The 25,694-nt window shown below is 65.8% G+C and carries 27 protein-coding genes; 21 read left to right on the plus strand and 6 right to left on the minus strand.

Translation table 11 applies throughout. The annotated features are described in order from the left end of the window. Window positions 1-5: 5 nt before the first annotated feature. From nqrF to sthA, 4 genes are all read left to right on the plus strand, one after another. Complete coding sequence (gene nqrF, locus ACTJJX_RS04590; protein ID WP_003143659.1) at window positions 6-1,229, plus strand: NADH:ubiquinone reductase (Na(+)-transporting) subunit F; 1,224 nt, start codon at window positions 6-8, stop codon at window positions 1,227-1,229. Further along, window positions 1,222-2,250 carry an FAD:protein FMN transferase gene (locus ACTJJX_RS04595; protein ID WP_003162488.1) on the plus strand — a complete coding sequence of 343 codons (1,029 nt, stop codon included), beginning with the start codon at window positions 1,222-1,224 and terminating at the stop codon, window positions 2,248-2,250. The genes nqrF and ACTJJX_RS04595 overlap by 8 nt, the downstream gene beginning before the upstream one ends. Continuing rightward, entirely contained in the window at window positions 2,247-2,474 is a 228-nt protein-coding gene (gene nqrM, locus ACTJJX_RS04600; RefSeq protein WP_003091178.1) for a (Na+)-NQR maturation NqrM, read from the plus strand. Before ACTJJX_RS04595 ends, nqrM begins: the two co-directional genes overlap by 4 nt. A 178-nt stretch (window positions 2,475-2,652) precedes the next feature. Beyond that, on the plus strand, window positions 2,653-4,047 hold the full coding sequence (gene sthA, locus ACTJJX_RS04605) for a Si-specific NAD(P)(+) transhydrogenase (protein ID WP_003091177.1): 1,395 nt from the start codon (window positions 2,653-2,655) through the stop codon (window positions 4,045-4,047). Between the two features lie 42 nt (window positions 4,048-4,089). Here the strand turns inward: sthA and ACTJJX_RS04610 are convergent, their stop codons facing one another. From ACTJJX_RS04610 to ACTJJX_RS04620, 3 genes are read right to left on the minus strand one after another with little or no spacing between them, the layout of a single operon-like run. After that, window positions 4,090-4,812, minus strand: a complete 723-nt coding sequence (locus tag ACTJJX_RS04610) for a glycerophosphodiester phosphodiesterase (protein WP_003105190.1) — start codon at window positions 4,810-4,812, stop codon at window positions 4,090-4,092. After that, window positions 4,809-5,117: a hypothetical protein gene (locus tag ACTJJX_RS04615; RefSeq protein WP_003105194.1), complete on the minus strand. Its 309-nt coding sequence runs from the start codon at window positions 5,115-5,117 to the stop codon at window positions 4,809-4,811. The genes ACTJJX_RS04610 and ACTJJX_RS04615 overlap by 4 nt, the downstream gene beginning before the upstream one ends. A 26-nt stretch (window positions 5,118-5,143) precedes the next feature. Then, window positions 5,144-5,743 (minus strand): PilZ domain-containing protein, encoded by a 600-nt coding sequence (locus tag ACTJJX_RS04620; protein ID WP_003118087.1) that lies wholly within the window; start codon window positions 5,741-5,743, stop codon window positions 5,144-5,146. A gap of 102 nt (window positions 5,744-5,845) precedes the next feature. Between ACTJJX_RS04620 and ACTJJX_RS04625 the strand changes: the two genes are divergently transcribed. From ACTJJX_RS04625 to ACTJJX_RS04635, 3 genes are all read left to right on the plus strand, one after another. Next, window positions 5,846-7,096, plus strand: a complete 1,251-nt coding sequence (locus tag ACTJJX_RS04625) for a lipoprotein-releasing ABC transporter permease subunit (protein WP_003091170.1) — start codon at window positions 5,846-5,848, stop codon at window positions 7,094-7,096. Continuing rightward, the gene (lolD, locus tag ACTJJX_RS04630) at window positions 7,089-7,772 is read left to right on the plus strand and encodes a lipoprotein-releasing ABC transporter ATP-binding protein LolD (protein ID WP_003091168.1); all 684 of its coding nucleotides are present in this window, start codon (window positions 7,089-7,091) and stop codon (window positions 7,770-7,772) included. Before ACTJJX_RS04625 ends, lolD begins: the two co-directional genes overlap by 8 nt. 69 nt (window positions 7,773-7,841) lie before the next feature. Continuing rightward, window positions 7,842-9,086: a lipoprotein-releasing ABC transporter permease subunit gene (locus ACTJJX_RS04635; RefSeq protein ID WP_003113987.1), complete on the plus strand. Its 1,245-nt coding sequence runs from the start codon at window positions 7,842-7,844 to the stop codon at window positions 9,084-9,086. Between the two features lie 87 nt (window positions 9,087-9,173). Here ACTJJX_RS04635 and ACTJJX_RS04640 read toward each other — a convergent pair whose 3' ends face one another. Further along, the gene (locus ACTJJX_RS04640; protein ID WP_003091165.1) at window positions 9,174-9,707 is read right to left on the minus strand and encodes a DUF2062 domain-containing protein; all 534 of its coding nucleotides are present in this window, start codon (window positions 9,705-9,707) and stop codon (window positions 9,174-9,176) included. Between the two features lie 130 nt (window positions 9,708-9,837). Here ACTJJX_RS04640 and ACTJJX_RS04645 point away from each other — a divergent pair, with 130 nt between their 5' ends. The 8 genes from ACTJJX_RS04645 to murB all read left to right on the plus strand — a co-directional run bounded on the left by ACTJJX_RS04645 (window position 9,838) and on the right by murB (window position 16,673). Continuing rightward, window positions 9,838-12,063 carry a DNA internalization-related competence protein ComEC/Rec2 gene (locus ACTJJX_RS04645; protein WP_016852665.1) on the plus strand — a complete coding sequence of 742 codons (2,226 nt, stop codon included), beginning with the start codon at window positions 9,838-9,840 and terminating at the stop codon, window positions 12,061-12,063. Window positions 12,064-12,135: 72 nt separating this feature from the next. Then, on the plus strand, window positions 12,136-12,771 hold the full coding sequence (locus ACTJJX_RS04650) for a MotA/TolQ/ExbB proton channel family protein (RefSeq protein ID WP_003091163.1): 636 nt from the start codon (window positions 12,136-12,138) through the stop codon (window positions 12,769-12,771). Then, a complete protein-coding gene (locus tag ACTJJX_RS04655) occupies window positions 12,768-13,208 on the plus strand; it encodes an ExbD/TolR family protein (RefSeq protein ID WP_003091161.1) in 441 nt (146 codons plus the stop codon). Before ACTJJX_RS04650 ends, ACTJJX_RS04655 begins: the two co-directional genes overlap by 4 nt. Next, the gene (gene lpxK, locus ACTJJX_RS04660) at window positions 13,208-14,206 is read left to right on the plus strand and encodes a tetraacyldisaccharide 4'-kinase (protein ID WP_003091159.1); all 999 of its coding nucleotides are present in this window, start codon (window positions 13,208-13,210) and stop codon (window positions 14,204-14,206) included. The genes ACTJJX_RS04655 and lpxK overlap by 1 nt, the downstream gene beginning before the upstream one ends. Window positions 14,207-14,243: 37 nt before the next feature. After that, window positions 14,244-14,429 (plus strand): Trm112 family protein, encoded by a 186-nt coding sequence (locus ACTJJX_RS04665; protein WP_003091157.1) that lies wholly within the window; start codon window positions 14,244-14,246, stop codon window positions 14,427-14,429. Next, window positions 14,429-15,193 (plus strand): 3-deoxy-manno-octulosonate cytidylyltransferase, encoded by a 765-nt coding sequence (kdsB, locus tag ACTJJX_RS04670; RefSeq protein WP_016852666.1) that lies wholly within the window; start codon window positions 14,429-14,431, stop codon window positions 15,191-15,193. The genes ACTJJX_RS04665 and kdsB overlap by 1 nt, the downstream gene beginning before the upstream one ends. Beyond that, window positions 15,193-15,657, plus strand: a complete 465-nt coding sequence (locus ACTJJX_RS04675; protein WP_003106924.1) for a low molecular weight protein-tyrosine-phosphatase — start codon at window positions 15,193-15,195, stop codon at window positions 15,655-15,657. The genes kdsB and ACTJJX_RS04675 overlap by 1 nt, the downstream gene beginning before the upstream one ends. Then, complete coding sequence (murB, locus tag ACTJJX_RS04680; RefSeq protein WP_019416379.1) at window positions 15,654-16,673, plus strand: UDP-N-acetylmuramate dehydrogenase; 1,020 nt, start codon at window positions 15,654-15,656, stop codon at window positions 16,671-16,673. Before ACTJJX_RS04675 ends, murB begins: the two co-directional genes overlap by 4 nt. 157 nt (window positions 16,674-16,830) lie before the next feature. Here murB and rne read toward each other — a convergent pair whose 3' ends face one another. Continuing rightward, window positions 16,831-20,004, minus strand: a complete 3,174-nt coding sequence (gene rne / locus ACTJJX_RS04685; RefSeq protein WP_016852668.1) for a ribonuclease E — start codon at window positions 20,002-20,004, stop codon at window positions 16,831-16,833. Between the two features lie 576 nt (window positions 20,005-20,580). Between rne and rluC the strand changes: the two genes are divergently transcribed. Genes rluC through sppA form a run of 3 tightly spaced genes read left to right on the plus strand, consistent with a single transcriptional unit; the run spans window position 20,581 to window position 23,195 of the window. Next, the gene (gene rluC, locus ACTJJX_RS04690; RefSeq protein WP_003104143.1) at window positions 20,581-21,537 is read left to right on the plus strand and encodes a 23S rRNA pseudouridine(955/2504/2580) synthase RluC; all 957 of its coding nucleotides are present in this window, start codon (window positions 20,581-20,583) and stop codon (window positions 21,535-21,537) included. Continuing rightward, window positions 21,530-22,222 carry an HAD-IA family hydrolase gene (locus tag ACTJJX_RS04695; protein WP_003104140.1) on the plus strand — a complete coding sequence of 231 codons (693 nt, stop codon included), beginning with the start codon at window positions 21,530-21,532 and terminating at the stop codon, window positions 22,220-22,222. The genes rluC and ACTJJX_RS04695 overlap by 8 nt, the downstream gene beginning before the upstream one ends. Then, a complete protein-coding gene (gene sppA, locus ACTJJX_RS04700; protein WP_003091146.1) occupies window positions 22,215-23,195 on the plus strand; it encodes a signal peptide peptidase SppA in 981 nt (326 codons plus the stop codon). The genes ACTJJX_RS04695 and sppA overlap by 8 nt, the downstream gene beginning before the upstream one ends. 48 nt (window positions 23,196-23,243) lie before the next feature. Here sppA and ACTJJX_RS04705 read toward each other — a convergent pair whose 3' ends face one another. Continuing rightward, window positions 23,244-23,822: a Maf family protein gene (locus ACTJJX_RS04705; protein ID WP_003113992.1), complete on the minus strand. Its 579-nt coding sequence runs from the start codon at window positions 23,820-23,822 to the stop codon at window positions 23,244-23,246. A 109-nt stretch (window positions 23,823-23,931) separates the two neighbouring features. Here ACTJJX_RS04705 and ACTJJX_RS04710 point away from each other — a divergent pair, with 109 nt between their 5' ends. Genes ACTJJX_RS04710 through plsX form a run of 3 tightly spaced genes read left to right on the plus strand, consistent with a single transcriptional unit; the run spans window position 23,932 to window position 25,678 of the window. Beyond that, the gene (locus tag ACTJJX_RS04710) at window positions 23,932-24,468 is read left to right on the plus strand and encodes a YceD family protein (RefSeq protein ID WP_003091144.1); all 537 of its coding nucleotides are present in this window, start codon (window positions 23,932-23,934) and stop codon (window positions 24,466-24,468) included. 13 nt (window positions 24,469-24,481) lie between these two features. Continuing rightward, window positions 24,482-24,664, plus strand: coding sequence for a 50S ribosomal protein L32 (gene rpmF, locus ACTJJX_RS04715; RefSeq protein ID WP_003091143.1), 183 nt, complete (start codon window positions 24,482-24,484; stop codon window positions 24,662-24,664). A 3-nt stretch (window positions 24,665-24,667) separates the two neighbouring features. Beyond that, window positions 24,668-25,678 carry a phosphate acyltransferase PlsX gene (gene plsX, locus ACTJJX_RS04720; protein ID WP_071533934.1) on the plus strand — a complete coding sequence of 337 codons (1,011 nt, stop codon included), beginning with the start codon at window positions 24,668-24,670 and terminating at the stop codon, window positions 25,676-25,678. The last annotated feature ends 16 nt before the right edge of the window (window positions 25,679-25,694 follow it).

Consider the following 25,694-nt stretch of genomic DNA (forward strand, 5'->3'; position numbering starts at 1 on the left):
GGCCCGTGATCGGATTCGAGATTTTCCTGGCCATCGGCATGTTCACCGCCATCGTCCTGGGCCTGGTGGCGATCATCCTGGTCGCCCGCGCCAAGCTGGTGTCGAGTGGAGACGTGACCATCCAGATCAACGGCGAGCACAGCCTGACCGTGCCGGCCGGCGGCAAGCTGCTGCAAACCCTGGCGGCGAACAACGTGTTCCTGTCTTCCGCCTGCGGCGGCGGCGGCACCTGCGCGCAGTGCAAATGCGTGGTGGTCGAGGGCGGCGGCGAGATGCTGCCCACCGAGGAGTCGCACTTCACCCGGCGCCAGGCGAAGGAAGGCTGGCGCCTGTCGTGCCAGACGCCGGTCAAGCAGGATATGCAGATCCGCGTGCCTGAAGAGGTCTTCGGGGTGAAGAAATGGGAGTGTACGGTGGAGTCCAACCCCAACGTCGCCACCTTCATCAAGGAACTCACCCTGCGCCTGCCGGACGGCGAGAGCGTGGACTTTCGTGCCGGCGGCTACGTGCAGCTGGAATGCCCGCCGCACGTGGTCGAGTACAAGGACTTCGATATCCAGTCGGAATATCGCGGCGACTGGGACAAGTTCAACATGTGGCGCTACGTGTCGAAGGTCGACGAGACGGTGATCCGCGCCTACTCGATGGCCAACTACCCGGAAGAGAAGGGCGTGGTCAAGTTCAACATCCGCATCGCCTCGCCACCGCCAGGCAGCGACCTGCCGCCGGGGCAGATGTCGTCCTGGGTGTTCAACCTCAAGCCGGGCGACAAGGTCACCGTGTACGGGCCGTTCGGCGAGTTCTTCGCCAAGGACACCGAGGCCGAGATGGTCTTCATCGGCGGCGGCGCCGGCATGGCGCCGATGCGTTCGCACATCTTCGACCAGTTGCGCCGGCTCAAGTCGAACCGCAAGATCAGCTTCTGGTACGGCGCGCGCTCGCTGCGCGAGGCCTTCTATACCGAGGAGTACGACCAGCTGCAGGCGGAGAACCCCAACTTCCAGTGGCACCTGGCGCTGTCCGACCCGCAGCCGGAGGACAACTGGACCGGCCTGACCGGTTTCATCCACAACGTGCTGTTCGAGAACTACCTGAAGGACCACCCGGCGCCCGAGGACTGCGAGTTCTACATGTGCGGCCCGCCGATGATGAATGCCGCGGTGATCAAGATGCTCACCGACCTGGGCGTGGAGCGCGAGAATATCCTGCTGGACGATTTCGGTGGCTGAGCGTTTCCGTCCGCTTGCCATGGCCGGACTGGCAGCGCTGGCGCTGGTCCTGGCCGGTTGCGGCGACACCCTGGAAAGCTTCGGCGGCCCGACCATGGGCAGCACCTATTCGATCAAGTACGTGCGCGGCGCCTCGGCGCCCGACGTCCAGACGGCGAAAGCCGCGGTGGAGGCGATCCTCGCCGAGGTCGACCGGCAGATGTCCACCTACCGCGACGATTCCCTGGTCTCGCGTTTCAATGCGCTGCCGGCGCAGTCCTGCATGGAGCTGCCGCCACCGATGCTGGAGTTGCTGCGCTACGGCGGCGAGTTGTCGGAACAGAGCCAGGGCGCCTTCGACATGACCGTCGAGCCGCTGATGAACCTCTGGGGCTTCGGTCCGCAGGCGCGGGTGGAGAAGGTTCCCAGCGCCGAGCAGATCGCCGCGGTGCGCCGTGACGTCGGCCATCGACACCTGCGCATCGACGGCCAGCGCCTGTGCAAGGACGCCGCCGTACAGCTGGACTTCGACAGCATCGCCGCTGGCTATACGGTGGACGCGGTAGGCGAACGCCTGAAGGAGCTTGGCGTGCGCAGCTACCTGGCGGAAATCACCGGCGAGTTGAAAGCCGAAGGGCGCAAGCCGGACGGCACGCCCTGGCGCATCGCTATCGAAGCGCCGCGCGAGGGCCAGCGGGTCGCCCAGCAGGTGCTGGCGCTGGACGGCTACGGCGTCTCGACCTCGGGCGATTACCGCAACTATTTCGAAGAGAACGGCCAGCGCTATTCGCACACCTTCGACCCGCGCACCGGCGCGCCGATCGACCATCACCTGGCTTCGGTCACGGTGATCGATCCGTCGACGCGCAACGCCGACGGCCTGTCGACCCTGCTGATGGCGCTCGGTCCGGAGGAGGGCTACCGTTTCGCCGAGAAGCACCGACTGGCGGCGCTGTTCGTCAGTCGCCAGGGCAACGGTTTCGACAGCCGCACCACGCCACGCTACGAGCAACTGTTCGGCAACCAAGGAGAACGTCCATGACCTGGCTACTGGTCTTCGTCATCATGCTGCTGGTGGTCTTCGGCATGTCCATCGGCGTCATCATGGGCCGCAAGCCGATCGCCGGTTCCTGCGGCGGCATCGCTAACCTGGGGATCGAGAAGGAATGCTCGATCTGCGGCGGCGACCGGCAGAAATGCGAGGAAGCCAACCGCGACGAATCTGTAGTGCCCGGAAAACTCGCCTACGACGCGACCAAACGCTAATGTGCGACATTTCGCACAGGGCGTAACATATGCCCGCCTCGAGGTCGGACCGAGCCTTGCCCGGCGAATGCCGTCGTTCGCACCGACCCGATGATCGAATCGATCCGCCGCGCACATGTTGTGCAGCGGCTTTGCCGGAGGCGCCAGTGGGCGCCTCGGCCTGTTCTGAGGAGTACGCATGGCTGTCTACAACTACGACGTGGTGATTTTGGGCACGGGTCCGGCGGGCGAAGGGGCGGCGATGAACGCCTCCAAGTACGGACGCAAGCTGGCGGTAGTCGACAGCCGTCGCGTGGTCGGAGGCAACTGCACGCACCTCGGCACCATTCCTTCCAAGGCCCTGCGCCACTCGGTGAAGCAGATCATCGAGTTCAACACCAACCCGATGTTCCGCCAGATCGGCGAGCCGCGCTGGTTCTCCTTCCCCGACGTGCTGAAGAGCGCCGACCGGGTGATCTCCAAGCAGGTCGCTTCGCGTACCGGCTACTACGCGCGCAATCGCATCGACATGTTCACCGGCACCGCCAGCTTCGTCGACGAACGCACCGTCGAAGTGGTGACGCCGAGCGGCGCGGTGGAGCGCCTGGTCGCCGACCAGTTCGTGATCGCCACCGGCTCGCGCCCGTATCGTCCTTCGGACATCAATTTCAACCACCCGCGGGTCTACGACAGCGACACCATCCTGTCCCTGAGCCACACCCCGCGCCGGCTGATCATCTACGGAGCCGGGGTGATCGGCTGCGAATACGCGTCGATCTTCAGCGGCCTGGGCGTGCTGGTGGACCTGATCGATACGCGCGACCAGTTGCTCAGCTTCCTCGATGACGAGATTTCCGATGCGCTGAGCTACCACCTGCGCAACAACAACGTGCTGATCCGCCACAACGAGGAGTACGAGCGCGTCGAGGGGCTGGACAACGGTGTCATCCTGCACCTGAAGTCGGGCAAGAAGATCAAGGCGGACGCGCTGCTCTGGTGCAACGGCCGGACCGGCAACACCGACAAGCTCGGCCTGGAGAACGTCGGCATCAAGGTCAACAGCCGTGGCCAGATCGAGGTGGACGAGAACTACCGCACTTCGGTGAGCAACATCTTCGCCGCCGGCGACGTGATCGGCTGGCCGAGCCTGGCCAGCGCTGCCTACGACCAGGGCCGCTCGGCCGCCGGCAACATCGTCGAGAGCGACAGCTGGCGCTTCGTCAACGATGTGCCGACCGGCATCTACACCATTCCGGAGATCAGCTCGATCGGCAAGAACGAAAGCGAACTGACCGCGGCGAAGATTCCCTACGAAGTGGGCAAGGCGTTCTTCAAGGGCATGGCCCGGGCGCAGATTTCCAACGAGCCGGTGGGCATGCTGAAGATCCTGTTCCATCGCGAGACCCTGGAGATCCTCGGCGTGCACTGCTTCGGCGACCAGGCTTCGGAAATCGTCCACATCGGTCAGGCGATCATGAACCAGCCGGGCGAGCTGAATACCCTGAAGTACTTCGTCAACACCACCTTCAACTACCCGACCATGGCGGAAGCCTATCGGGTAGCGGCGTTCGACGGCCTCAACCGGCTTTTTTGAAGGACTCCGGCCGGCGGCCTGAGCCGGCCGGAGGGGATGTGCTCAGCGATTCCCGAGGGTGGCGCTGGCCAAACCGGGAAAGTCTGTGATCAGGCTGTCCACGCCGAAGTCGGCGAGCCGGCGCATCAGCGCCGGTTCGTTGACCGTCCACACCGAGACGTGAAGCCCCTGGCGCTGGGCCTTGAGCAGGCGTTCCGGGGTGCATAGGGTCCAGTTCAGGGCGAGCAGGGCACAGCCATAGTGCTGGGCGACCTTCAGCGGGTCGAGCCAGGCGTATTCGGCGACCAGCCCGCGCGACAGCTCTGGGGTCAGTTCGTTGAGGGCCTTGAGCACGGTCCGCGAACCGCTGGTGACGGTGACCTTGTCGCGGTTGCCGAAGCGCTCGGTCAGCTCCCTGATCCGCGTTACCGTCCGCGCCGCGCGTTCGCGCGAGGCGCTCTTCACTTCCAGTTGCCAGTGCTCGAACGGGCACTTCTCGAACAACTCCTCCAGCCGCGGGATCGGCGTCGGCCGTACCCAGCCGGGGCCGCCCTTGCGCGCGTCGTAGGTGACCAGGGTGGCCGCGTCGTGTTCGGCGACCTTACCGCGGCGGCCGGTGGTGCGCTTCAGGGTCGGGTCGTGGATCACCATCAGTTCGCCGTCGCGGGACAGGTGCAGGTCCAGTTCGCAACGGTTGACGCCATGCTCCAGGCAGCGCTGGAAGCTGGCCAGGGTGTTTTCCGGCGCTTCGCCCTTGGCGCCGCGATGTCCATAGATGAGAGTCACTGTGGCTCCTTGTTCGAGGGTTGCGCGGGATTCCGCGGCCGATGATGGCGAACGCTGTCGAGCACCCGGCCGCTTTCGAAATATACCGAGAAGTCGCGGTAATCCCAGCGCACGATGGGCGGCTGGCCGACCGCGGGATGTTCCTCGTCGGCCAGGCCGAAGCGTTGCAGCACGGCTTCGCGGCTTTCGCCGTGCGCGGGCAGGGCGACCCGGGTATCGCCCTGGGCGCCCAGCGGAATGCTCAGGGTGTCGGCGAACAGCGGCGGGGCGAGGAGGAGGGAGCACAGCAGTAGCGAACGGAGCATCGGCACATCTCAGGTCGAAGAAGGTTTCAGGTCGAAGAAGGTTGGCCCGGCTCGCCGAGCGGGCCCTGTCCGGCCCGTGCCAGGCGGCGCTGCTGGGCCTGCTTCTGGAGGATATGCCGGGCCAGCAACTGGCGCTGTGCGTCGCTCAACGCTTCGAACTCGGTGCCGATCTCGAATTCGTCGTCGTGTGGCTGGGCGTGGATTACCCGGGCCCGCAGTTCGAGGCCGAACCCCTGCGGCAACAGGACCATGCGCAGGACGAGCAACTGGCCGACCGGCAATGCGCGGTCGTGGCGGAAGCTGACTCCCCCCTCGGACAGGCTGACCTTGCGCGGTTCGCCGATCTCCTTGAGCAGGCTCTGCACCATGACCTGGCCAAGCAGGTCGATGCGCTTGTTCATCACCTTCAGGTAGTTGGCCAGCGTGCGGTCGCGTTCGCTGATGTGGCGCAGAAGGTGCTGCGACTCGTAATCCATCAGGTGGAGGTCGCTGAGCAGGCTGAACAGGGTGGCCCCCGGCCCGCTCTCCAGGCCGTCTTCGACGGCCCCGGCAGGGCGAAATTCCAGTGCGAGGGTATCTTCGATACGGTAGTATTCGCGGCGGTCATCCGCGTCACGAGTGGACATGGCGAACCCACGGCGGCAGTGATGGTCAGAGTGTAAGGCCGCCGGCGATGCCTCGCCACTTCGCCATCCCGACGCATCCATTTTCTGCCAGCTAAGGGCGACATGTTCAGACCCCTGTCCGTTTTCATCGGCACGCGCTATACGCGGGCCAAACGTCGCAGCCATTTCGTCTCCTTCATTTCGCTGACCTCGATGATCGGCCTGGCACTGGGCGTGCTGGTGATGATCGTGGTGCTCTCGGTGATGAACGGCTTCGATCGCGAAATGCGTACCCGCATCCTCGGCATGGTGCCGCAGGCCACCGTCGAGTCGTACCAGCCCATCGATGACTGGCGCGCCCTGGCCGAGAAGGTCAAGGCCCACGAGCATGTCACCGCGGTAGCGCCGTTCACCCAGATGCAGGGCATGCTCAGCGCCAATGGCGCGGTGCAGACGGTGATGGTCGATGCGGTCGATCCGCTGGAAGAGGCCAAGGTCTCGATCATTCCCGATTTCTTCAAGCAGGGCTCGCTGGCGGAACTCAAGGCCGGCGGCTTCGGCATCGTCATCGGCCAACTGGCGGCGCAGAAGCTCGGCGTCGGCATCGGCGACAAGGTCACCCTGATCCTCCCCGAGGTGGCGGTCACCCCGGCCGGGGTATTCCCGCGGATGAAGCGTTTCACCGTGGTCGGCACCTTCCGCGTCGGCGCCGGCGAACTGGATGGCGGCCTGTCGCTCATCCACCTGGAAGACGCCGCGCGCCTGCAGCGCTGGAAGACCAACCAGGTACAGGGGCTGCGCCTGAAGCTCGACGACCTGTTCCAGGCGCCGCGGGTGGCCTGGGAGATCGCCCGGACCCTGACCGACAATGACTTCTACGCCCGCGACTGGACGCGCAGCCACGGCAACCTGTACCAGGCCATCCGCATGGAAAAGACCATGATCGGCCTGTTGCTGCTGCTGATCGTCGCGGTCGCCGCGTTCAACATCATTTCCACCCTGGTGATGGTGGTCACCGACAAGAAGTCGGACATCGCCATCCTTCGTACCCTCGGCGCCACGCCGGGGCAGATCATGGCTACCTTCATGGTCCAGGGCACGGTGATCGGGGTGATCGGCACGCTGGTCGGCGGGGTCCTCGGGGTGGTCGCGGCGCTCAACGTCAGCGCCTGGATTTCCGCCCTGGAAAAGCTGCTGGGCCACCAGTTCCTCGCGTCCGACGTGTACTTCATCGATTACCTGCCGTCGCAACTGATGCTCGACGATGTCGTGCTGGTCTGCGGCGCGGCCCTGGTCCTCAGCTTCTTCGCCACTTTGTATCCAGCCTGGCGTGCGGCGCGCACCCAGCCTGCGGAGGCTTTGCGTTATGAATGACAAGTCGGTGCTGAGTTGCCGCAACCTGAGCAAGAGCTACGACGAGGGGCCGCAATCGGTGCAGGTGCTGTCCGGCGTCGAGTTGAACCTGCTGCCTGGGGAGCGGGTGGCTATCGTCGGCAGCTCCGGTTCGGGCAAGAGCACCTTGCTGAACATGCTCGGCGGCCTGGACACGCCCTCCGCCGGCAGCGTCTGGCTCGCCGGCGAGGAACTCTCGGCGCTGAACGAGACGGCCCGCGGGCTGCTGCGCAACCGCGCGCTGGGCTTCGTCTACCAGTTTCACCACCTGTTGCCGGAGTTCACCGCCCTGGAGAACGTCTGCATGCCGCTGTTGATCGGCCGCACGCCGATCGCGGAAGCCCGCCAGCGGGCGGCCGAGCTGCTGGAGCGGGTCGGGCTGGGGCATCGCCTGTCGCACAAGCCGGCCGAGCTGTCCGGCGGCGAGCGCCAGCGGGTGGCGATCGCCCGCGCGCTGGTCAACCGTCCGCAGCTGGTACTGCTCGACGAGCCCACCGGCAACCTCGACCAGCATACCGCCCAGGGTATCCAGGAGCTGATGCTGGAACTGAGCCGTTCGTTGCAGACCTCGTTCCTGGTGGTAACCCACGATCTCCAGCTGGCCGGGCACATGGATCGCATCCTGCGCCTGGAAGAAGGCCGACTGATCGCCGCGTAGCGGGGCGACGGCGTGCCCGCCGTCCGCTCCCGTCCGGCGAATCCCCCATCGACTCGGTGCATCCGCGACATGTTCAGACCGTTACCGTTCTTCATAGGCCTGCGCTACACCCGCGCCAAACGCCGCAACCACTACATCTCGTTCATCTCGCTGACCTCGATGATCGGCCTGGCGCTGGGCGTGCTGGCGATGATCATCGTGCTCTCGGTGATGAACGGCTTCCAGAAGGAAATGCGCACGCGGATCCTCGGCATGGTGCCGCATGCCACCATCAGCGCGGCGCAGCCGCTGGACGACTGGCAGACCGTCGCCAACGCGGCGCTTCGGCACCGCGAGGTGGTCGGCGCGGCGCCGTTCGCCGAACTGCAGGGCATGCTGTCGTACAAGGGCAATATGCTGCCGGTGCTGGTCAACGGCATCGACCCGCAGGAGGAGCGCAAGGTTTCCATCGTCGGTGAGCACATCGTCCAGGGCAGCCTGGACGACCTCAAGCCTGGCGAGTTCGGCATCGTCCTCGGCGAGATCACCGCGCGGCGCTTCCATGTCAATGTCGGCGACAAGCTGACCCTGATCGTCCCGGAAGCCACCAGCGCGCCGGGCGGCATCACTCCGCGCATGCAGCGCTTCACCATCGTCGCCCTGTTCAAGGTCGGTGCCGAACTGGACAACTCGCTGGCGCTGATCGACATCGCCGATGCTGGCCAGTTGCTGCGCCTGCAACCGGGCCAGGTGCCGAGCGTGCGCCTGGAGCTGAAGGATCTCTACCAGTCGCCGCAGGTCGCCGCCAAGGTGGTCAAGGAGTTGGGGCAGGGCTTCAGGTCCAGCGACTGGACCAGGACCCAGGGCAGCCTGTTCAACGCGATGAAGATGGAAAAGACCATGATCGGCCTGCTCCTGCTGCTGATCATCGCGGTCGCCGCCTTCAACATCATCGCCACCCTGATCATGGTGGTCGCCGACAAGCGCACCGACATCGCGATTCTTCGTACCCTCGGCGCCACGCCGCGGCAGATCATGGCGATCTTCATGGTCCAGGGCACCGTCATCGGCGTGATCGGGACGGTCATCGGCGGGGTACTCGGGGTGTTCGCGGCGTTGAACATCACCGGGATGATCGACCGCATCGAACGGTTGGTCGGACACAAGGTCTTCAGCTCGGATGTGTACTTCATCAACTACCTGCCTTCCGATCTGCAGGTGCTGGACGTGGTGCTGATCTGCAGCGCTGCATTGCTGATGAGCTTCCTCGCCACCCTGTACCCATCCTGGCGCGCGGCGCGGACACAACCGGCCGAGTCGCTGCGCTACGAGTGAGCGAGAAGGCCTGCGCCAGTCCCAGCACGGGGCGGACAAGGCCCACGAAAAAGCCGCCTTCGAGGCGGCTTTTTCATGTCCGGCGGATCACTTCGCGGCGACCCGTTCGCGACGTTGCCGGCAGCGTCGGCTCCAACTGCGCTGCACCCACCAGCGCCAGTAGAGCATCGTCAGCGCGTAGCCGAGGATGGCGGCGATGATGCCGCACACCACCGAACCGAGCAGGAAGGGCTGCCAGAGGCTGGACAGCTCCTGGCTGATCCATTCCCAGGTGAGATGGTCCGGCAGGGTGCGCGGCGGCACCTGCATCAACCAGGCGCCCAGCTTGTAGGTGCAATAGAAGACCGGGGGCATCGTGATCGGATTGGTCAGCCAGACCAATCCGACGGAGATTGGCAGATTGCTCCGAATCCACACCGCCAGACCGGCCGCCAGCAGCATCTGCATCGGCATCGGGATGAAGGCGGCGAACAGCCCGGCGGCCATGGCGCGCGATACCGAGTGGCGATTGAGATGCCAAAGGTTGGGATCGTGCGTCAACTTGCCGAGAAAGCGCAGCGACTTCTGCGAGCGGATGCTTTCCGGATCGGGCATGTAGCGCTTGAACAGGCGACGCGGCATGTGGGCTCTCGGTGGATATAGGCTTGCGTATTATGCCAAGCAAGATGACAGGATTTCGTTGCCCATTGTATGACCCCATGTGACATGTCGGGGAGCGGAGGGCACGCCACGGGGATGGGAGGAACCGTTCATGCGCCTGGGATTGCCAGCCCTCGCCGCGGGGCTGCTGGCCCTGCGCTTCCTGGCGGAATTGCCGTCGGTCGGCTGGCTGCTGGGCATGGCCGCCGCCGGACTGTTGCTGCTGTTCGGCCGGCTGTACTGGCTGGGGTTGTTCCTGCTCGGGTTCGCCTGGGCCTGCGGCTCGGCGCAAGTCGCCCTGGACGGACGCCTGGCCGCCGAGCTGGATGGTCGCACCCTTTGGCTGGAGGGGCGTGTGGTCGATCTGCCGGCGAGCGGCGAGGGCGTCACGCGCTTCCGGCTGGAGGAGGTCCGCGGTGCGCGGGGCGTGCTTCTTCCCGAGCGTCTGCGCCTGAGCTGGCGCGGCGCGCCGCCGCTGATGGGCGGCGAACGCTGGCGCCTGGCGGTGACCCTGAAACGCCCCCGCGGCCTGGTGAACGCGGCGGGTTTCGACTACGAGGCCTGGTTGTTGGCGCAGCGGGTCGGTGCCGTTGGCACGGTGAAGGCGGGCCAGCGCCTGCAGCCGGCCAGCGGCCTGGATGCCTGGCGCGACGCCTGGCGCCAACGCCTGCTGGCGGTCGACGCACAGGGGCGCGGCGCCGCCCTGGCGGCGCTGGTGCTGGGGGATGGCTCGGGGCTGAGCGCGGCCGAGTGGCGAATGTTCCAGGACACCGGCACCGTGCATCTGATGGTCATCTCCGGTTCGCATATATCGTTGCTGGCGGGGATGCTCTATGGCCTGGTGGCGGCCTTGCATCGCCTGGGCTGCTGGCCGCGGCGCCTGCCCTGGCTGCCCTGTGCCTGCGCCCTGGGTTTGCTTGGTGCCTGGAGCTACGGGTTGATGGCGGGTTTCGAGGTCCCGGTGCGGCGCGCCTGCCTGATGGTCAGCCTGGCGCTGGTCTGGCGCCTGCGTTTCCGCCACCTGGGCTTGCTGACCCCGCTGCTGGCAACGCTGGTGCTGGTCTTGCTGGTCGAGCCGCTGGCCAGCCTGCAGGCGGGGTTCTGGCTGTCGTTCCTGGCGGTTGCCCTGCTGCTCTGGCTGTTCGCCGGGCGCCTTGGGCGCTGGCGCTGGTGGGCGGCCTGGGGGCGGGCGCAGTGGGGGATGGCGCTGGGGCTGGCGATGCCGCTGCTGGCGCTGGGCCTGCCGTTGAGCCTGAGCGGAGCGCCGGCCAACCTGCTGGCGGTGCCTTGGATCGAACTGCTGGTAGTGCCCCCGGCCCTGGCGGGGAGCCTGCTGCTGTGGGTGCCCGGGCTGGGCGAGGGGTTGCTTCGCGCCGCTGGCGTTTCGCTGGACCTGCTGTTTCGTGCGCTTGGCCTGCTGGCGGGCCTGGCCGAGGCCTGGCAGCCACCCGCCGCAGCGGCCTGGAGCGTAGCGCTGGGCATGCTCGGCGCGCTCTGCTGGCTGGCGCCGGCTGGCTTGCCGTTGCGTGCCCTCGGTGCCGCGTTGCTACTGCCGGCATTGTTGCCGTCATCGCCGCCTGTCGAATGGGGGCGGGCGGAAGTGCGGGTGCTGGACGTCGGCCAGGGGCTGGCCGTGCTGGTGCGTACCCGGGAGCATGCCTTGCTCTATGACAGCGGTGCGCGGCAGGGGGCGTTCGACATGGGCGAGCGGGTGGTGGTGCCGGTGCTGCGCAGCCTGGACCTGCGGCGCCTGGACGGCCTGTTGCTGAGCCATGCCGACAACGACCATGCAGGCGGTGCTCCTACGGTCGCTTCCCGATTCCCGCCGGTTTGGCTGGTCAGCGGCGAACCCGCGCGCCTGCCTTCGCCGTTGTTCGCGGACAGCTGCGACGAGCGGAGCTGGTCCTGGGATGGCGTGGTTTTCGAACAGTGGGCATGGGCACAGGCCGGCGACAGCAACGACCGCTCCTGTGTGCTGAGGGTCGAGGCCGATGGCGAAGTCCTGCTGCTGACCGGGGACATCTCGCGTGCGGCCGAGCATGCCTGGCTGGCGCGACAGGCCGATCCCCGGGTCGACTGGTTGCTGGCGCCGCATCATGGCAGCCGCAGTTCCTCCGGAGTCGCCTTCGTGTTGCGTACGCGGCCTCGCCATGTGCTGGTCTCGCGAGGTTGGCGCAACGCCTTCGGCCATCCCCATGGCGAAGTGATGGAGCGTTACGCGAGGGTCGCCGCGCAGGTCCACGACACGGCACGCGACGGTGCCCTGACGTTTCTCCTCGGAAGCCGTGGCGGCGCACGCCGGGAGCGTGATTCGGCGCACTTCTGGCGGGAAAAATGAGAACCGTGGCGGTCGGCGGAAAAGGGTCGCTGTGCTAGAGTGGCGCCACTTTTTTTTCGGGGATATGCCACTGTGTGGGAACTGGTTCAAGCCGGCGGCTGGATGATGCTGCCGATCATTCTGAGTTCGATCGCCGCCACCGCCATCGTCGCGGAGCGCCTGTGGACGCTGCGCAAGAGCCGCGTCGCGCCGCCCGAGCTGCTCGGCCAGGTGTGGAAGCAGATCAAGGGAAAGCAACTGAGCGCCCAGAAGCTCAAGGACCTGCGCGCCAACTCGCCGCTGGGAGAGATCCTCGCCGCCGGTCTGGCCAACTCCAAGCACGGTCGCGAGATCATGAAGGAGTGCATCGAGGAGGCTGCTTCCGGTGTCATCCACGAGCTGGAGCGCTACCTCAACGCCCTCGGTACCATCGCCGCGATGGCGCCGCTGCTGGGCCTGCTGGGTACGGTGTTCGGCATGATCCAGATCTTCGGCGCCTTCATGGACAACGGCATGGCCAACTCGCCGATGCTCGCCGCGGGCATCTCCAAGGCATTGATCACCACCGCCGCCGGCCTGCTGGTGGCGATTCCGGCGGTGTTCTTCCATCGCTACCTGCTGCGGCGGGTCGACGAACTGGTGATCGCCATGGAGCAGGAGGCCATCAAGCTGGTGGAAGTGGTGCAGGGCGATCGTGAAGTCGACTACGTCGAGGAAGGCAAAGCGTGAAATTCCGCCGCAGACGGGCGGGTGCCGCCCGTGAAGACGTCTTCATCAACCTGGCGTCGCTGATCGACGTGATCTTCGTCCTGCTGCTGTTCTTCGTGGTCAGTACCACCTTCACCCGCCCCGAGCAGCTCAACATCGAGCTGCCATCGGCGGAGAGCGGCGAAACCGCCGGCACCGAGCAGAAGCAACTGGAACTCTCGGTGGATGCCGAGGGGCACTACGCCTTGAACGGGCAGGCGCTGGCCAAGAGCGACCTGGCCACCCTGATGGCGGCGATGCAGCGTGAATCGGCGGGCGACAACAACCTGCCGGTGGTGATCAGCGCCGATGCCAAGTCCACCCACCAGTCGGTGGTCACGGCGATGGACGCAGCGGGCAAGCTGGGCTTCGTCCACCTGCGCATCACCACGGTCGAGAACACGGCGGCCAAGCCCTGATGTCGTTCTCCGAGCGACTGCTCGCCGCCTGGTACCAGGGGCATCCGGCGCTGGCGCTGCTGCGTCCGCTGGAGGCTCTCTATCGTCGGGTGGCGAACGGCCGCCGGGCGGACTTCCTGTCCGGGCGCAAGCCCGCCTACCGGGCACCGCTGCCGGTGCTGGTGGTAGGCAATATCACCGTCGGCGGAACCGGCAAGACGCCGATGATCCTCTGGATGATCGAGCACTGCAGGGCTCGCGGCTTGCGGGTTGGCGTGATCAGCCGCGGCTATGGTGCCCGGCCGCCCACCACGCCGTGGCGGGTGCGGGCCGAGCAGGACGCCGCGGAGGCTGGCGACGAACCGCTGATGATCGTCCGGCGCAGCGGCGTGCCGCTGATGATCGACCCGGATCGTCCGCGCGCCCTGCAGGCGCTGCTCGCCGAAGAGCAGTTGGACCTGGTCCTCTGCGACGATGGCTTGCAGCACTATCGCCTGGCGCGCGATCTGGAACTGGTGCTGATCGATGCCGCGCGCGGTCTCGGCAATGGTCGTTGCCTGCCGGCCGGTCCGTTGCGCGAACCGGCGGAGCGTCTGGAAAGCGTCGACGCGCTGCTTTACAACGGCGCCGACGAGGATCCTGACGGCGGTTACGCATTCCGCTTGCAGCCTACTGCGCTGATCAACCTGCAGAGCGGCGAGCGCCGACCGCTGGAGCATTTTCCCGCGGGCCAGGAGGTCCATGCCCTGGCCGGGATCGGCAATCCGCAGCGTTTCTTCAGGACGCTCGAGGCGCTACACTGGCGGGCGATTCCGCATGCCTTCCCGGATCACGCGACCTACACGGCGGCCGAACTGGCGTTCAGCCCGCCGCTGCCGCTGCTGATGACCGAGAAGGATGCCGTTAAATGCCGGGCTTTCGCAGCGGCCGACTGGTGGTACCTGGCGGTCGATGCGGTGCCTTCCCCAGCATTCGTCGCCTGGTTCGACGCCCGACTCGAGCATCTCCTGGCGCGCTGACCGGCGGCCGTGCCGCCATTGTATGAAGGACTCCGCCATGGACCCGAAACTCCTCGATATCCTTGCCTGCCCGTTGACCAAGGGCCCGCTGGTGCTCAGCGAAGACAAGACCGAACTGATCAGCAAGCAGGCCGGCCTGGCCTATCCGATCCGCGACGGCATCCCGGTGATGCTGGAGAGCGAGGCTCGCTCCCTGAACGTGGACGAGCGGCTGGACAAGTAATGACCAAGGCGTTCACTGTCGTCATTCCCGCCCGCTACGCCTCCACTCGCCTGCCCGGCAAGCCATTGCAGGATATCGCCGGCCAGCCAATGATCCAGCGCGTCTGGAACCAGGCCCGCAAGAGCGCCGCCAGCCGCGTGGTCGTCGCCACCGACGACGAACGCATCCTGGCGGCGTGCCAGGGGTTCGGCGCCGAGGCGCTGCTGACGCGTGCCGAGCACAACTCCGGCACCGATCGCCTGGAGGAAGTCGCTTCCCGGCTCGGCCTGGCCAGCGATGCCATCGTGGTCAACGTCCAGGGCGACGAACCGCTGATCCCCCCGGCGCTCATCGACCAGGTGGCGGCCAACCTGGCGGCGCACCCGGAAGCTGCCATCGCTACCCTGGCCGAGCCGATCCATGAGGTCTCCGCGCTGTTCAATCCGAACGTGGTCAAGGTCGCCACCGACATCGACGGCCTGGCCCTGACTTTCAGTCGTGCGCCCTTGCCCTGGGCTCGCGACGCCTTCGCCCGCGATCGCGACAGCCTGCCGGAGGGCGTGCCCTATCGTCGCCACATCGGCATCTACGCCTATCGCGTGGGTTTCCTTGCCGATTTCGTCGCCTGGGGACCGTGCTGGCTGGAGAACGCCGAAAGCCTTGAGCAATTGCGCGCGCTCTGGCACGGGGTGCGAATCCATGTGGCCGATGCCCGCGAAAACATGCTTCCGGGCGTGGATACGCCGGAAGACCTTGAACGCGTTCGCCGCGTGCTGGGGGGCTGATGCGCGTCCTGTTCGTCTGCCTGGGCAACATCTGCCGGTCGCCCACCGCCGAAGGCGTGTTCCGGCGCAAGGTCGAGGAGGCCGGGCTGGCTTCCCGCATCCATGTCGATTCCGCCGGTACCGCCGGCTGGCATGTCGGCAAGGCGCCCGACCAGCGCACCCGCCTGGCCGCGCAAAGGCGTGGCTACGACCTGTCGGCACTGCGTGGACGCCAGGTCGGCATCGAGGATTTCTCCCGCCATGACCTGATCCTGGCCATGGACCTGTCCAACCTGGCTGACCTCGAGACCCTGCGTGCCGGGCGCGGTGCCGCCGAACTGGATCTGTTCCTGCGTCGCTACGGATCCGAGCGGGACGAAGTGCCCGATCCCTACTATGGCGGCGAAGAAGGCTTCGAGCAGGTCCTCGACCTGATCGAACATGCCTGCGACCGTCTGTTGATCGAAGCCAAGGGGCGACTGTGAGCCTGGAACTGCAAGAGCATTGCTCGCTGAAGCCCTATAACACCTTCGGCATCGACGTGCGCGCCCGCCTGCTGGCCCGCGCCCGGGACGAGGCTGATGTGCGCGAGGCCCTGGCCCTGGCTCGGGAGCGTGGATTGCCGCTGCTGGTGATCGGTGGTGGCAGCAACCTGCTGCTGACCCGTGACGTCGAGGCGCTGGTTTTGCGCATGGCCAGCCAGGGGCGGCGAATTGTTTCCGATGCCGCGGATTCGGTGTTGGTCGAGGCGGAGGCGGGCGAGGCCTGGGACCCATTCGTACAATGGAGCCTGGAGCGGGGCCTGGCCGGTCTGGAAAATCTCAGCCTGATTCCCGGCACCGTGGGTGCGGCGCCGATGCAGAACATCGGCGCCTATGGCGTGGAGCTGAAGGATGTCTTCGACAGCCTGACGGCGCTGGATCGCCAGGATGGAACCCTGCGTGAGTTCGATCGCCAGGCCTGCCGTTTCGGCTACCGCGACAGCCTGTTCAAGCAGGAGCCTGATCGCTGGCTGATCCTCCGCGTGCGCCTGCGCCTGACACGGCGGGAGAGGCTGCACCTGGACTACGGGCCGGTACGCCAGCGCCTGGAGGAGGAGGGCATCGCCAGTCCGACGGCCAGGGACGTAAGCCGGGTAATCTGCGCCATTCGCCGGGAGAAGCTGCCCGACCCCGCCGTATTGGGCAATGCCGGCAGCTTCTTCAAGAACCCGCTGGTGGATGCGACGCAGGCCGAGCGCTTGCGTCAGGCCTTCCCGGATCTGGTTGGCTATCCGCAGGCGGACGGTCGGTTGAAGCTGGCCGCAGGCTGGCTCATCGACAAGGGCGGCTGGAAGGGCTTTCGCGATGGCCCGGTGGGGGTACACGCGCAGCAGGCGCTGGTCCTGGTCAACCATGGCGGCGCCACTGGTGCCCAGGTCCGGGCATTGGCCGAGCGTATCCAGGAGGACGTCCGTCGGCGTTTCGGCGTCGAATTGGAGCCTGAACCCAATCTCTACTGAGGGTGCGGCTGGAGAATGAAAAAGGGATGCCGGCGGCATCCCTTTTTCATTGTGCGTGTTCGGCGGCTCTGGTCATGACGGGCGGTATGCCGGAGTGCCGCGGAATGGCGCGCAAAAAAAGGGGATGCCATGGCATCCCCTTTTTTCAGCCTGTCACTCAGGCATGCGGGCGCGAGGTTTCGCTTTCCTCGGCCTTTTTCGCGTGCTCCGTGTCGGCGGCGTCTTCGCCGGAAGCTTCAGGCTCGGCCTGTACCGCTTCCTGGGCTTCGTCCGCCTGGGACGGAACGTCGGCCTGGGTGATTTCTTCAGCCTGGGGTGCAGCAGGTTCCTCCTGGGCCGACGCTTCCTCGCTCGCTACAGCCGGGATCTCCTCGACGGCGGGAGCGGCCTGAGCTGCCGCTTCGGCTGCTGCTGCGGCTTCGCGTGCCAGACGCTCGGCTTCGCGTTGCAGGCGACGTTTTTCCCGTGGGTCGTTGAGGGCACGGCCAGTCGCGTTGGCCGGCACCGCCGCGATGGCCGGGGTCGGCTCCTCGGTGGCTGCGGGCTCGCTAGGGGCTGCTACTTCGACGGGCACCGGAGCGGCAACTTCTTCGGCCGCTTCCGTTGCCGGTTGCACGGCGCTCTCGGCGTCTTCGCGGCTTTCCACGCTTTCGCTGGCGAAGGGAGCTTCTTCAGTGACTTGCGCGACCAGCAGGGTGCTCTGGTCGGCTTCGTCCCGGACCACGCTGACGGTCACCGGCGCTTCGATGTCGGCGGTTTCGCCGGCATTGGCCTCGCTGTCCGCGCCCTGGGTTTCGACGGCTTCGCTGGTCGGTGCGTCGGTTTCATCGCTTGCCGTGGTTTCGCTGGCAGCCTCGCTGGTAGTGGCCGGGGCTTGCTCCACGTTTGCTTCTACGGCTTCGCTGGCGACAGCGATACCGGCAGCAGCGGCGGCTGCGACGGTGTTCAGCGGCGCGGCGGCGTTATCGGTCGCCTCGCTGCCTTCCAGCTCGCCGCTGACCTCGCGCTGGCGTTCGCGGCGGTTGCTGCGACGACGCTGGCCGCGGGAGCGGCGGCGCGGGCGCTCGCCATCGGTATCGTCCTGCTCGTCCTGCTCCAGGCTCTCGTCGTTCGGCAGCGCCTCGGCTTCCAGGGCCGCGGCGTCGCGAGCCTGGCGATCCTCGCGCGGCTGGCGCTCTTCGCGGGCCGGGCGCTCGGCGCGTTCTTCACGGCCTTCGCGGGGTTGGCGCTCTTCGCGAGCCGGGCGTTCGGCGCGCTCTTCGCGGCGGCGTTCGCTGCGTTCCTCGCGACCTTCGCGGCCTTCGCGCGGCTGGCGTTCTTCGCGGGGTGTCCGCTCGGCGCGCTCTTCACGGCCTTCGCGCGGCTGGCGCTCCTCGCGAGCCGGGCGCTCGGCGCGCTCTTCGCGGCGACGTTCGCTGCGCTCTTCGCGGTTCGGGCGTTCGGCGCGCTCTTCGCGCGGTTGGCGCTCTGCGCGTTCCTCGCGGGGCTTGCGCTCTTCGTCGCGGCGATTGCCATCGCGGCCATCGCGGCGGCGGTTCTGCTGGCGGCCGTTGCGACGCTCGTCCTGGCGGGTTTGGCGCTCGGCAGCCGGCTTGCTGGTTTCAGCAGGCTTGGCGGCAGGTTGATCCTTGCCTGCGAACAGGCCGACCAGGGACTTCACCAGGCCCTGGAACAGGCTCGGCTCGGGCATCGGCTTGGCCGGCTCGACCGGTGCTTCGGTGTGTTGCGGTGCGGGCTGCTGGGGAGCGACGGTCTTGACTGCTGCTTCCTGGCGGACCAGGGTGCGGGTCGAGCTGACCGGCTGGGCTTCTTCGTGCTCGACGGTGGCCATTTCGTAGCTGGTCTGGCCGGCAACCAGTTCGGGGCTGTCATCGCGCAGACGCTGGACTTCGAAATGCGGGGTTTCCAGATGATCGTCCGGCAGGATGAAGATGCGCGCGCGGGTACGCAGTTCGATCTTGGTGATGGCGTTGCGCTTCTCGTTGAGCAGGAAGGCGGCGACCTGGAAGGGCACGCGGGCGCGGACTTCCGCGGTGCGGTCCTTCAGGGCTTCTTCCTCAATCAGGCGCAGGATGGCCAGCGACAGCGACTCGACGTCGCGGATGATGCCCTGGCCGTTGCAGCGCGGGCAGACGATGCCGCTGGTCTCGCCGAGGGACGGACGCAGGCGCTGGCGGGACATTTCCAGCAGGCCGAAGCGCGAGATGCGACCGACCTGGACGCGCGCGCGGTCGGCCTCGAGGGCTTCGCGGACACGCTCTTCCACGGCGCGCTGGTTCTTCGCCGGGGTCATGTCGATGAAGTCGATGACGATCAGGCCGCCGATGTCACGCAGGCGCAGCTGGCGGGCGATTTCCTCGGCCGCTTCCAGGTTGGTCTGCAGGGCGGTTTCCTCGATGTCGCCGCCCTTGGTGGCGCGCGCCGAGTTGATGTCGATGGAAACCAGGGCCTCGGTCGGGTCGATGACGATGGAGCCGCCGGACGGCAGCTTCACTTCGCGCTGGAAAGCGGTCTCGATCTGGCTCTCGATCTGGAAGCGATTGAACAGCGGAACGCTGTCCTGGTACAGCTTCACCTTGCTGGCGTACTGCGGCATCACCTGGCGGATGAAGTTCAGGGCTTCTTCCTGGGCGTCGATGCTGTCGATCAGCACTTCGCCGATGTCCTGGCGCAGGTAGTCGCGGATGGCGCGGATGATGACGTTGCTTTCCTGGTAGATCAGGAAGGGCGCGCCACGTTCGCCGGACGCTTCCTTGATCGCGCTCCACAGTTGCAGCAGGTAGTCGAGGTCCCACTGCAGTTCCTCGGTGCTGCGGCCGAGGCCGGCGGTGCGCACGATCAGGCCCATGTCGGCCGGTGCGTTGAGGCCGTTCAGGGCCTCGCGCAGCTCGTTGCGCTCTTCGCCTTCGATACGGCGGGAGATGCCGCCGGCGCGCGGGTTGTTCGGCATCAGCACCAGGTAACGGCCGGCCAGGCTGATGAAGGTGGTCAGGGCGGCGCCCTTGTTGCCGCGCTCTTCCTTCTCGACCTGGACGATGACTTCCTGGCCTTCGCTCAGGACTTCCTTGATGTTGATCCGGCCTTCGGGGGATTTCTTGAAGTATTCGCGGGAGATTTCTTTGAGGGGGAGGAAGCCGTGGCGTTCGGCGCCGAAGTCGACGAAGGCGGCTTCGAGGCTGGGTTCGACGCGAGTGATGCGGCCTTTGTAGATGTTGGCCTTCTTCTGCTCGCGGGCGCCCGACTCGATGTCGAGGTCGAACAGGCGTTGGCCGTCGACCAGTGCAACACGCAACTCCTCGGGTTGAGTCGCGTTGATCAGCATTCTTTTCATGTAGTACCAATGGTTTCCGGGGCTACCGGAAACGGCGATCGGCACACACGACTCTCACGGTCGGTGCTCGGGCGCGTATTCAGGAATGGCGGGCCATTCCCGTGTCCAGCGGCGCTCGGCACTGGGTGCCGGTCCGCGACTACGTCTCCTGCTTCCTGTGTTTCAGAAGCACTTGAGTCAGGAGGAGGAATCGGCTGTCGGAGGCGGACGAAAAATGCGTCTGGATCAAGCTAGAAGCTACGCAGTCCAACAGCCGTACATCTCCACCCTACACATGTTCCTTAAGAATCGGGCGCCGCTCGCAGTATCCGGAGCGGGTTGGCATCTCGCGCTCACCGAAGTGGTCGCGGCTCATGTTTCAAGGCTTTGGTTTCGAGTCGTTAGCGGGTTGGAAATTTTCGTATTTCCGCTGAAACGCCTCTGTAGGACGGCCTGACGTCCGTTCAAAGTGTTTGCAGGCGAGGGGGAAATGCAGGTTGGCAATCATCCGCAGGCCAGGCCGCTTATGGCGGCTTCCCGACTATAGCAGCAATGATTAAGTGCTTCAATTGAATGAAAAATTGTTATGATGTACGGATGACTACTCCCGCCTCTCCGACCACCGGTGTCCAGCTGCTCGATGTGCCGCCGGAACTGGCTGGTCAACGTATCGACAATTTCCTTATCGCCCGTCTCAAGGGTGCGCCCAAGACCCTGATCTATCGCATCCTGCGTAAGGGCGAAGTGCGCGTGAACAAGGGGCGGATCAAGCCCGACTATCGGCTCCAGGCCGGAGACCAGGTGCGCGTGCCGCCGCTGCGCCTGGCCGAGCGTGATGAGCCGGCGCCGCTGGCGCAGGGGCTGCTGGAGCGGATGGAGGCGGCGATCGTCTACGAGGACAAGGCGCTGATCGTGGTCAACAAGCCCGCCGGGATCGCCGTGCATGGCGGCAGCGGCGTGAGCGCCGGGGTCATCGAGGTGTTTCGCCAGTTGCGCCCCGATGCCAAGGATATCGAATTGGTGCATCGTCTCGATCGCGATACCTCCGGCCTGCTGATGATCGCCAAGAAGCGCAGCATGTTGCGTCACCTGCATGAGGCCCTGCGGGGCGAGAAGATCGTCGACAAGCGCTATCACGCCCTGGTCCGTGGCCACTGGCCGGCTGGCAAGAAGAACGTGCGCGCGCCGCTGCTGAAGAACAACCTGCGTTCGGGCGAGCGAATGGTAGAGGTGAACGTCGAGGGCAAGGACGCGCTGACCGAGTTCCGGGTGCTGCGTCGCTTCGGCGATTTCGCCACCCTGGTGGAAGCACGCCCGATCACCGGGCGGACCCACCAGATCCGCGTGCATGCCAAGCACGCCGGGCATGCCATCGCCGGCGACCCGAAGTATGGCGACGAGGATTTCTCCCGCGAGATCCGCGAGCTGGGCGGCAAGCGCCTGTTCCTGCATGCCGCGCAGTTGCGCGTGCCGCTGCCCGACGGGCAGGTGCTGGAGCTGGAGGCGCCGGTGGACGAGATGTGGCAGCGTTCGCTGGAGCGTTTGAATGACTGACTACGCGTTGCTGGTATTCGATTGGGACGGCACCCTGGTCGACTCGATCGCGCGCATCGTCGATTCGATGAAGGCGGCGGCGCGGGAAACCGCTCTGCCGGAGCGGGACGATACCCGGATCAAGGGCATCATCGGCCTCGGCTTGCCCGAGGCGATCGCTTCGCTCTATCCGGAGGTTGGCGATCCTGCTCTGGTCGAGCGTTTCCGGTGTGCCTACAGCGAGCATTACCTGGCGCAGGAAGCGCAGCCGTCGCGGTTGTTCCCCGGCGTGGCCGAAGCCATGGTGCATTTTCGCGAGGCCGGGTTCCGCCTGGCGGTCGCCACCGGCAAGAGTCGGCGCGGCCTGGACCGGGTGCTGGCGGGGCATGGCTGGAGCGATTTCTTCGATATCACCCGCTGCGCCGACGAAACGGCCAGCAAGCCGGACCCGTTGATGCTCCACGAGATCCTGGCGCACTGCCGGGTCGAGCCGGGGCGGGCGCTGATGATCGGTGATTCGCCGTTCGACCTGGAAATGGCGCGACGGGCGGGGATGGATTCGGTTGCGGTGGCCTATGGCGCCCAATCGCTGGAGCAGTTGCGGCCTTATGCGCCGCGGCTGGAAGTTGAGCATTTCACCGAGTTGCGCGCCTGGTTGGGCGGTGCTCGACGTGAGGCGGTTTCAGGAGTGGTTGAGCATGTCTGACGAGTGGAAGTCGGAAACGCCGAAGGCGAATGACGACAAGAGCTGGAAGCTGCTGGAAAAGGCGGTCCTCGCCGGGGTCCAGGAGCAGCGGCGGGCGCGGCGCTGGGGGATATTCTTCAAGTCGCTGACCTTCATCTATCTCTTTGTCGTGCTGCTGGCCTTCAGTCCGTTCGGCAGCCTGGAGAAATCGGCCTCGCGCAGCGGTAGCCACACGGCGCTGATCGAGGTGAAGGGCATGATCGCCGACGATGAGCCGGCCAGTGCCGACAATATCGTCACGGCCTTGCGCGCGGCGTTCAAGGATGAGGGTACCAAGGGGATCGTCCTGCGGATCAACAGTCCGGGCGGCAGTCCGGTGCAGTCGGGCTATATCTATGACGAGATTCGTCGCCTGCGCGGCGAGCACCCGAACGTCAAGGTCTATGCGGTGATCAGCGACCTGGGTGCCTCCGGCGCCTACTACATCGCCAGCGCCGCCGACCAGATCTACGCCGACAAGGCCAGTCTGGTCGGTTCCATTGGCGTGACGGCGGCCAGCTTCGGTTTCGTCGGCACCATGGAGAAGCTCGGTGTCGAGCGGCGCGTCTATACCTCCGGCGAGCACAAGTCGTTCCTCGATCCTTTCCAGCCGCAAAAGCCCGAGGAGACCCAGTTCTGGCAGCAGGTGCTGGATACCACCCACAAGCAGTTCATCGACAGCGTGAAAAAAGGGCGCGGCGACCGGCTCAAGGTCGAGGGGCATCCGGAGCTGTTCTCGGGTCTGGTCTGGTCCGGCGAACAGGCATTGCAGCTCGGTTTGATCGACGGTCTGGGCAATGCCAGCTATGTGGCGCGCGAAGTGGTGAAGGAGAAGAAGATCGAGGACTACACCGTGCAGGAGTCGCCGTTCGATCGCTTCGCCAAGAAGTTCGGTGCCAGTGTGGCGGAGCGCCTCGCGCTTTGGATGGGCTGGCAGGGGCCGGTACTGCGCTGAGAGCGTTTCCCTTCTTTATATGGGAATGCCGGATATGGGAATGCCGGCTCAGGGGATTTCGACGCCTTCCTCGAGGAGCATGTCGACCAGGCGGATCAGGGGCAGTCCCACCAGGCTGGTGGCGTCCTCTCCTTCGGTGGAGCGGAACAGGCTGACGCCCAGGCCTTCCGCCTTGAAGCTGCCGGCGCAGTCCAGCGGGCGTTCCGCTTCGACGTAGCGGCGGATGCGGCTCTCGTCGAGGTGGCGGAAGTGCACGGTGAACGGCACGCATGCCACCTGGATGCGTCGGCTGGCGCTGTTGAGGAGGGCCAGTCCGGTGAGGAAGGTCACGCTCTTGCCGCTGGCGTCCCGTAGCTGCTGGATGGCGCGTTCGGGGGTGTGCGGCTTGCCGAGGATGTTGCCGTCGAGTACGGCGACCTGGTCGGAGCCGATCACCAGGTGTTGCGGATAGCGTCCGGCCAGCGCTTCGGCCTTGCTGGCGGAAAGGCGGCGCACCAGTTCCTCGGCACTTTCCCCGGCGCGATGGCTTTCGTCGATATCGGGGCTGGCGCTTTCGAAGGGAAGGCGCAGGCGGGTCAGGAGTTCGCGTCGGTAGGGGGAGCTGGAGGCGAGGATCAGGTCGGGCATGAGGTTCTCCATGGCGAGCGGCCGATTTTAACGAAAAGACTCGTCCTTACAGCGGTTTATGGCTAATTTCCTTTGACAGGCGCGGGGGCGTCCCTATAATGGCGCGCTTATGTTGAATGGGCCGATTCCACCTCATATCGATCCGCGCAAGTTGGTCGACCGCGGCGCCACCCTCGAGGGTGTGTACGCGCTCGCCGATATGCCGCGTGTATGCGAGCAACTGACCAGCGATGCCGGTGAGGTGCGCGTGAAGGTTTCCTTCGAGCGCGACCACCAGAAGCTGGCGGTCATGCATATGCAGCTCGATACCGAGGTGAGCATGGTATGCCAACGCTGCCTGGATGCGGCGGCCATTCCCGTGCATGGCGAATATACCTACGCCATTCTTCGGGAAGGTCAGTCCGCCGACGGTCTGCCGAAGGGGTACGATGCGCTGGAAGTGGGGGAGGAACCCCTGGACCTGCTGGCGCTGGTCGAGGACGAGCTGTTGCTCGCCTTACCCATCGTTCCGGCCCATGACCCCGAAGTATGTCAGCACCCGGCTGGATTCGTCGTCGAAGACGAGCCGGAGTCGAGCGAAGTCGAGGACAAGCGTCCTAATCCGTTCAGCGTACTGGCACAGTTGAAGCGTGACCCAAACGTTTAGGAGTTAATCAATCATGGCTGTTCAGCAGAACAAAAAGTCTCGTTCCGCTCGTGACATGCGTCGTTCCCACGATGCGCTCGAGTCCAATGCTCTGTCCGTGGAAAAGAGCACCGGTGAAGTCCACCTGCGCCACCACGTATCCCCGGACGGCTTCTATCGCGGCCGTAAGGTAGTAGACAAGGGCTCCGACGAGTAATCCTTGTCCGCACCAATCATCGCGATTGATGCAATGGGTGGGGACTTCGGTCCCCACTGCGTTGTTCCGGCCTCTATTGCCTTCCTGGCCGAGAATTCCTCTTCGCAACTGATCCTCGTCGGTCAGCCTGCCCTCCTCGAAGAACTCCTTTCCCGCTATCCGTCGCTCGACCGGCAGCGCCTGCGTGTGCATGCGGCCAGCGAAGTGATAGGTTCAGACGAACGTCCCTCCCAGGCCTTGCGTGGCAAGCCGGACGCTTCCATGCGCGTGGCGCTGGAGCTGGTCCGCGACGGCCGGGCGCACGCGTGCGTCAGCGCCGGCAATACCGGGGCGTTGATGGCGCTGTCGCGGCACCTGCTGAAGACCCTGCCCGGTATCGACCGCCCTGCGATGGTGACGGCGGTTCCGACCGAGAAGGGGCATTGTCATCTGCTCGACCTCGGCGCCAACGTGGATTGCAGTGCCGAGCATCTCTATCAGTTCGCGGTGATGGGCGCGGTGGCGGCAGAGGCCTTGGGCTGCGTCTCGCCCCGGGTCGCCCTGCTCAACGTGGGGACCGAGGAGATCAAGGGCAACCAGCAGGTCAAGCTGGCGGCGAGTCTGTTGCAGAAGGCGCAGGGGTTGAATTTCAGCGGATACATAGAGGGCGATGGCCTGTATCGCGGCGAGGCCGACGTGGTGGTCTGCGACGGTTTCGTCGGCAACATCCTGCTGAAGGCCAGCGAAGGCCTGGCTGCCATGGTGTCGGCGCGGATCGAACAGCGCTTCCGCGATGGACTGGCGGCGAAGCTGGTCGGTGCGCTGGCGTTGCCGCTGCTGCGCCGGCTGCGCGGCGATATCGCTCCGGCACGCTATAACGGCGCCAGTTTCCTCGGATTGCAGGGGATAGTGGTGAAAAGCCATGGGTCTGCCGCCGAGGAGGGTTTCCAGAGCGCCTTGCGTCGCGCGGCACTGGAAGTCCGGGAAAACCTGCCGCAACGATTGCATGGCCGTCTCGAGCATCTGCTGCTCTAATGTGTGACCGGGCGGT

The sequence above is a fragment of the Pseudomonas sp. 22490 genome (genome assembly GCF_052044465.1).
GTDB classification, from domain to species: Bacteria; Pseudomonadota; Gammaproteobacteria; order Pseudomonadales; family Pseudomonadaceae; genus Pseudomonas; species Pseudomonas aeruginosa.

Bases quoted from the DNA above. Each gene is read 5' to 3' on its own strand.
- nqrM (WP_003091178.1), top strand. From the start codon at position 2,247: ATGACCTGGCTACTGGTCTTCGTCATCATGCTGCTGGTGGTCTTCGGC.
- sthA (WP_003091177.1), top strand. From the start codon at position 2,653: ATGGCTGTCTACAACTACGACGTGGTGATTTTGGGCACGGGTCCGGCG.
- ACTJJX_RS04615 (WP_003105194.1), bottom strand. From the start codon at position 5,117: ATGCTCCGTTCGCTACTGCTGTGCTCCCTCCTCCTCGCCCCGCCGCTG.
- ACTJJX_RS04620 (WP_003118087.1), bottom strand. From the start codon at position 5,743: ATGTCCACTCGTGACGCGGATGACCGCCGCGAATACTACCGTATCGAA.
- ACTJJX_RS04625 (WP_003091170.1), top strand. From the start codon at position 5,846: ATGTTCAGACCCCTGTCCGTTTTCATCGGCACGCGCTATACGCGGGCC.
- lolD (WP_003091168.1), top strand. From the start codon at position 7,089: ATGAATGACAAGTCGGTGCTGAGTTGCCGCAACCTGAGCAAGAGCTAC.
- ACTJJX_RS04635 (WP_003113987.1), top strand. From the start codon at position 7,842: ATGTTCAGACCGTTACCGTTCTTCATAGGCCTGCGCTACACCCGCGCC.
- ACTJJX_RS04640 (WP_003091165.1), bottom strand. From the start codon at position 9,707: ATGCCGCGTCGCCTGTTCAAGCGCTACATGCCCGATCCGGAAAGCATC.
- ACTJJX_RS04645 (WP_016852665.1), top strand. From the start codon at position 9,838: ATGCGCCTGGGATTGCCAGCCCTCGCCGCGGGGCTGCTGGCCCTGCGC.
- lpxK (WP_003091159.1), top strand. From the start codon at position 13,208: ATGTCGTTCTCCGAGCGACTGCTCGCCGCCTGGTACCAGGGGCATCCG.
- ACTJJX_RS04665 (WP_003091157.1), top strand. From the start codon at position 14,244: ATGGACCCGAAACTCCTCGATATCCTTGCCTGCCCGTTGACCAAGGGC.
- kdsB (WP_016852666.1), top strand. From the start codon at position 14,429: ATGACCAAGGCGTTCACTGTCGTCATTCCCGCCCGCTACGCCTCCACT.
- ACTJJX_RS04675 (WP_003106924.1), top strand. From the start codon at position 15,193: ATGCGCGTCCTGTTCGTCTGCCTGGGCAACATCTGCCGGTCGCCCACC.
- rne (WP_016852668.1), bottom strand. From the start codon at position 20,004: ATGAAAAGAATGCTGATCAACGCGACTCAACCCGAGGAGTTGCGTGTT.
- rluC (WP_003104143.1), top strand. From the start codon at position 20,581: ATGACTACTCCCGCCTCTCCGACCACCGGTGTCCAGCTGCTCGATGTG.
- ACTJJX_RS04695 (WP_003104140.1), top strand. From the start codon at position 21,530: ATGACTGACTACGCGTTGCTGGTATTCGATTGGGACGGCACCCTGGTC.
- sppA (WP_003091146.1), top strand. From the start codon at position 22,215: ATGTCTGACGAGTGGAAGTCGGAAACGCCGAAGGCGAATGACGACAAG.
- ACTJJX_RS04705 (WP_003113992.1), bottom strand. From the start codon at position 23,822: ATGCCCGACCTGATCCTCGCCTCCAGCTCCCCCTACCGACGCGAACTC.
- ACTJJX_RS04710 (WP_003091144.1), top strand. From the start codon at position 23,932: ATGTTGAATGGGCCGATTCCACCTCATATCGATCCGCGCAAGTTGGTC.
- rpmF (WP_003091143.1), top strand. From the start codon at position 24,482: ATGGCTGTTCAGCAGAACAAAAAGTCTCGTTCCGCTCGTGACATGCGT.